The sequence below is a fragment of the bacterium genome, assembly GCA_030655055.1.
Lineage (GTDB): Bacteria > Edwardsbacteria > AC1 > AC1 > EtOH8 > UBA5202.
The window spans coordinates 1-5,083 of record JAURWH010000156.1 but is presented as its reverse complement, the minus strand read 5'-3'; the positions used below and the strand labels follow the sequence as shown (position 1 = coordinate 5,083).

6 protein-coding genes are annotated in these 5,083 nt (G+C 56.8%); all 6 read left to right on the top strand.

Annotation, left to right across the window (positions count from 1 at the left end; genetic code table 11):
- Positions 1 to 279 precede the first annotated feature (279 nt).
- Positions 280 to 738, top strand: coding sequence for an 8-oxo-dGTP diphosphatase (locus Q7U71_07445; protein MDO9391589.1), 459 nt, complete (start codon positions 280 to 282; stop codon positions 736 to 738).
- A 195-nt stretch (positions 739 to 933) separates the two neighbouring features.
- Complete coding sequence (locus Q7U71_07440) at positions 934 to 1,248, top strand: DUF721 domain-containing protein (GenBank protein MDO9391588.1); 315 nt, start codon at positions 934 to 936, stop codon at positions 1,246 to 1,248.
- 123 nt (positions 1,249 to 1,371) lie between these two features.
- Positions 1,372 to 3,267 carry a DNA topoisomerase (ATP-hydrolyzing) subunit B gene (gyrB, locus tag Q7U71_07435; GenBank protein MDO9391587.1) on the top strand — a complete coding sequence of 632 codons (1,896 nt, stop codon included), beginning with the start codon at positions 1,372 to 1,374 and terminating at the stop codon, positions 3,265 to 3,267.
- Between the two features lie 112 nt (positions 3,268 to 3,379).
- Positions 3,380 to 4,069 carry a class I SAM-dependent methyltransferase gene (locus tag Q7U71_07430; GenBank protein ID MDO9391586.1) on the top strand — a complete coding sequence of 230 codons (690 nt, stop codon included), beginning with the start codon at positions 3,380 to 3,382 and terminating at the stop codon, positions 4,067 to 4,069.
- A gap of 15 nt (positions 4,070 to 4,084) precedes the next feature.
- Positions 4,085 to 4,399, top strand: a complete 315-nt coding sequence (locus tag Q7U71_07425; GenBank protein ID MDO9391585.1) for a hypothetical protein — start codon at positions 4,085 to 4,087, stop codon at positions 4,397 to 4,399.
- Positions 4,400 to 4,547: 148 nt separating this feature from the next.
- Positions 4,548 to 5,083: DNA gyrase subunit A (locus Q7U71_07420; protein MDO9391584.1), on the top strand; the 536-nt coding region annotated here is incomplete at its 3' end.

Here is a 5,083-nt window from a genome sequence, read left to right as displayed (position 1 = left end):
GATCTTCGCCGAGCTGGACCGGGAGCGGGGCGGGTTCTTAGTGGACCAGCTGGACCCGGGATACCAGGTGTTCATAGCCACCGCCAAGGACCAGGAGGTATCCAAGCAGGAAGGATTTAAGAAATTCAGGATAGAAGCCGGGCGGGTCATAGCGGAGTAACTTTCTTTTCTTTGCCCACTAAAAAACACGAAAAGATTAAATCTATATACTGGCTTTCAGTTACTTTTCTACGTTACTACTTGACTACTGGTAAAATTACTACTTTTCTGTCTTGTAAAATGAAAATAGCCACCCTGTGTTACCTCCGGCGCAACGGCCAGACCCTGATGATGCACCGCATCAAGCGGGCGGACGACATGCACTACGGCAAATGGAACGGACTGGGCGGAAAATTCCATCCCGGCGAGACCCCGGAGGAATGCGTGATCCGCGAGGTCGAAGAGGAGAGCGGGCTGCTGATCAGCAAACCGGTGCTCAAAGGCTTTTTGACCTTTCCCTCTTTTGATGAGAACGACGACTGGTACGTCTTCGTGTTTGTGGCCGATGACATTCAAGGTTCCCTCTCCGAGACCGATGAGGGCCACCTAAGCTGGATCAAGGATCCTGAACTCACGAAACTGGACCTGTGGGAGGGCGACCACATCTTCCTGCCCTGGCTGGACAAGCCAGGATTGTTCTCGGCCAAGTTCGTATACCAGCAGGGAAAGCTGGCGGAGCATTCGGTCAACTTTTACTAAGACAACGATACGATCCGCAGACGTTGTGCTGAGTTTATCGAAGCATTGCGCAGATTTCCTTGAATTCGGCCAATAATTTTCAGGGCAGAGTCATAGTATCCTGAAAAATCCGGTGATCAGGCAAAACCCGTGTTTCACTCCCACCTTACCTGACCTACAGGTCCTACGTTACTACTATTATTACGGCGGTGCTAAATGGCTCATCCAACCAGACCGGAATCGGTAGGCCCCATCCTGGACAGGCTTTTAAAGAACCTGGAGATCGACAAGAAGGTGGACGAGGGCCAGGCCCTGCTGATCTGGGCTGAGGCGGTGGGCCCCAAGATGGCGGCCAAGACCCTGGCGGAATCAGTTTACCGGGGCCGGATGACGGTGCTGGCCCAGAACCCGGCCTGGGTACAGGAGTGCACCTTCATGCGGATCCAGATCAAGGACAAGCTGAACAAGATGCTTGGTCGGGAGATCATCAAGGAGATAGTATTTAGAGTGGGGGATACTGGCAAAAAATAAATTGCCTGGGTTGCATCCGGTGGTCAGTAACCACTATCCAGTAGTTGGGTTTTTGTCGTGGGTTGGTCGTAAAATTGTTGATCAAGAAACTTTTAAACCGGAAATGATATAAAGAGGGGATATATGGCAGAGTCTTACGGCAGCGAGAAGATCACGGTCCTAAAAGGCCTGGAAGCGGTGCGGCGGCGGCCGGCCATGTACATTGGCGACACCAGCGTCCGCGGTCTGCACCACCTGGTCTACGAGGTGGTGGACAACGCGGTGGACGAGCACATGGCCGGGGCCTGCGACCACGTGACGGTGACGGTGCGCAAGGACGGCTCGGTGATGGTGACCGACAACGGCCGGGGCATCCCGGTGGACATGCATCCCACCGAGAAGAAGCCGGGGGTGGAGGTGGCCATGACCATCCTGCACGCCGGGGGCAAGTTTGACAACAAGGCCTACACCATCTCCGGCGGCCTGCACGGGGTGGGGGTCAGCGTGGTCAACGCCCTGTCCGAGTGGCTGGAGGTCGAGGTCCAGCGCGACGGCAAGGTCTACCAGCAGCGCTACGAGCGGGGCATAACCCAATACCCGCTGAAGACCATCGGCAAGTCCGCCAAAACCGGCACCACGGTAACTTTTCTGGCCGACAAGCAGATATTCAAGGCCACGGCCTACAGCTTTGACACCCTGTCGGGGCGTCTGCGTGAACTGGCCTTCCTCAACAAGGGGCTGGCCATCGACATTCTGGACGAGCGGTCCGGAAAATCCCACAACTTCAAGTTCGACGGAGGCATCGTCTCCTTCGTCAAATACCTGGACGAGAACAAGACCCCCATCCACAAGCCGATCTACGTGGCCAAGGAGGGCGACGGGGTGCAGGTGGAGGTGGCCCTGCAGTACAACGACAGCTACGACGACAACATCTATTCCTTCTGCAACAACATCAACACGGTGGAGGGCGGCACCCATCTGATAGGCTTCAAGTCGGCCCTGACCCGGGTGATCAACGACTACGTCAAAAAGAACAACCTGCTTAAGAAGGACGACTTTACCCTGTCCGGCGACGACGCCCGCGAAGGCCTGACGGCGGTGGTCTCGGTCAAGGTCCGGCAGCCCCAGTTCGAGGGCCAGACGAAAACGAAGCTCGGAAATTCGGAAGTTAAGGGGATTGTTGAGTCCCTGGTGGGCCAGGAGCTGGCAAACTTTTTTGAGGAGAACTCCACCCTGGCCAACAAGATCTGCGAGAAGGGCATCCTGTCGGCCCGCTCCCGGGAGGCGGCCCGCAAGGCCCGCGACCTGGTGCGGCGCAAGAACGCGCTGGAGACCTCCGGCCTGCCCGGCAAGCTGGCCGACTGTTCTTTGGACGATCCGGCCTTGTGCGAGATATACATCGTGGAGGGCGATTCGGCCGGCGGCTCGGCCAAGCAGGGCCGGGACCGGAAGTTCCAGGCCATCCTACCGCTGAAGGGCAAGATCCTGAACGTGGAAAAGACCCGGCTGGACAAGATGCTGGCCAACGACGAGATCCGGACCCTGATCACCGCCATGGGAACCGGCATCGGGCAGGAGGACTTTGACCCGGAAAAGGCCCGCTACCACAAGATCATCATCATGACCGACGCCGACGTGGACGGGGCCCACATCCGCACCCTTCTCCTGACCTTCTTCTACCGCCACATGCGGCCGCTGATAGAAAAGGGCTACGTCTACATCGCCCAGCCGCCCCTGTACCGGGTGGCCAAGGGCAAGGAGGAGCACTACGTTTACAACGACGAGGAACTGGAGAAGGCGGTCAGCCGGCTGGGCAAGGAAAACGCCAACGTCCAGCGCTACAAGGGCCTGGGCGAGATGAACCCGGAGCAGCTGTGGAAGACCACCATGGACCCGGAACGGCGGACCCTGCTGCAGGTGGCCAACGACGACGCGGCCGAGACCGACCACACCATTTCCATGCTGATGGGAGACGCGGTGGAGCCGCGCCGGCTGTTCATAGAGCAGAACGCCAAGTACGTGCGGAACCTGGACGTCTGATTACTGCCACCCTTCTATTCATCAGGGTAAACTCCGACGCAGAGACACAGAGCCTATATTGCTTATCAGGATCTGCGTCGATGCAAACTGCAAATTGTAAATTGCAAATTGAATGTTGCGCCTTCATCCCTGCGCCAAGCCCTGGCAGGTCAAGCTGGCCCAAAGACTGATCCCCGATTACGTGGATCCGGGCCATATCTACGACGATCTGCTCCACCAATACGCCCCGCCGTCAAAAACCTGGGTCGACGCTGGGTGCGGGGACAACAGCGACATCAAGCAGATGCCGGAATACCAGGGTTTAGCGGTGGGCTTTGACCTGGAAGACCGTAAACGGGAAAAATATCTCAGGGCTGACATCCACCATATACCATTGAAAAACAATTCCGTGGATCTCATTTCCAGCCGCTGGGTGGCCGAACATTTGGAAACCCCCGAAAAAGCCCTGAAGGAATTGCACCGGGTACTGAAGCCAGGAGGAAGGTTGTTGATCCGGACCACCGGCAAGTGGCATTACATCTCGCTTTTCAGCCGGGTTGCGCCCATGCCACTTAAAAGATCCTTGTCCCCGGCTCCGGTCTTCCCCACTTTCTTCAGACTAAATGACCAGGCGGCCATTCAAGGGTATTTTTCTGATGCTTCGGGCTGGCGGATCGAAAAGGCCCATTATATAGAGAATCTGCAGTACGGCAACCCGGCCGGGTTCGTCTTCTCGCTCTTGTATCACATCGCGGCGACCAGTTTGAAACTGGACCGCCTTAAGACCACCATCATACTGGAAACGACCAAGATTCAACCTTAATTTAACGGTGAGACAATGGCTGTTTATTACGGGGTGAAAAAGGTCCTGGAAAAGGGCCAGCGGATCGGGGTGGCCACCGAGATGATGCATTTCGTCAAGAACAACGAGGTGCTGGTGGGGATCGTCAAGGGCAGCAAATACGCGGTGGCGGTGGATCTGACCGTTGAAAAAGAATACCGGGCCTTTTACCGGGCCTGCGCCAGGGGCAACTGGAGGGACTTTGACCTCTACCGGCTGGCCAAGGAAAAGATAGCCGAATGCCCGGACGAGGGCCGGGTGCTGATCGGGGACCTGGAAACTACTGGGCTTGCCCACGCTTGCGCGCCGTAGCGCTTCAGCGCACAGGCACGAAATACACGAAAAACGCTAAATACCTGAATATTTAATTCAATTAATATTCGTGTCTTTTAGTGGGAAACGGGGAGATCACTTCTACCTGATAACAATAATCTTTTAAATAGACTTTAAGGAATCGTCAATGGCTTTAGAAAGAAACAGGGTCCTGACCAGGGAAATTGAAGAGGAGATGCGTTCCTCGTACCTGGACTATTCCATGTCGGTCATCGTGGGACGGGCTTTGCCCGACGTCCGGGACGGGCTGAAACCGGTGCACCGCCGCATCCTTTATTCCATGAGCGAACTGGGGCTGGCCCACAACAAGGCCTTCAAAAAGAGCGCCCGCATCGTGGGCGAGGTGATGGGCAAGTACCATCCCCATGGCGATACGGCCATCTACGATTCCATGGTCCGGATGGCCCAGGACTACTCGCTGCGCTACATGCTGGTGGACGGCCAGGGCAACTTCGGCTCGGTGGACGGCGATCCACCGGCCGCCATGCGCTACACCGAGGCCCGGCTGACCAAGATCTCGGACGAGGTGCTCAAGGACATCGACAAGGAGACCGTGACCTACGTGGAGAACTACGACGGTTCGCTCAAGGAGCCGTCGGTGCTGCCCTCGCTACTGCCGGCCCTGCTGGTCAACGGGTCCTCGGGCATCGCGGTGGGCATGGC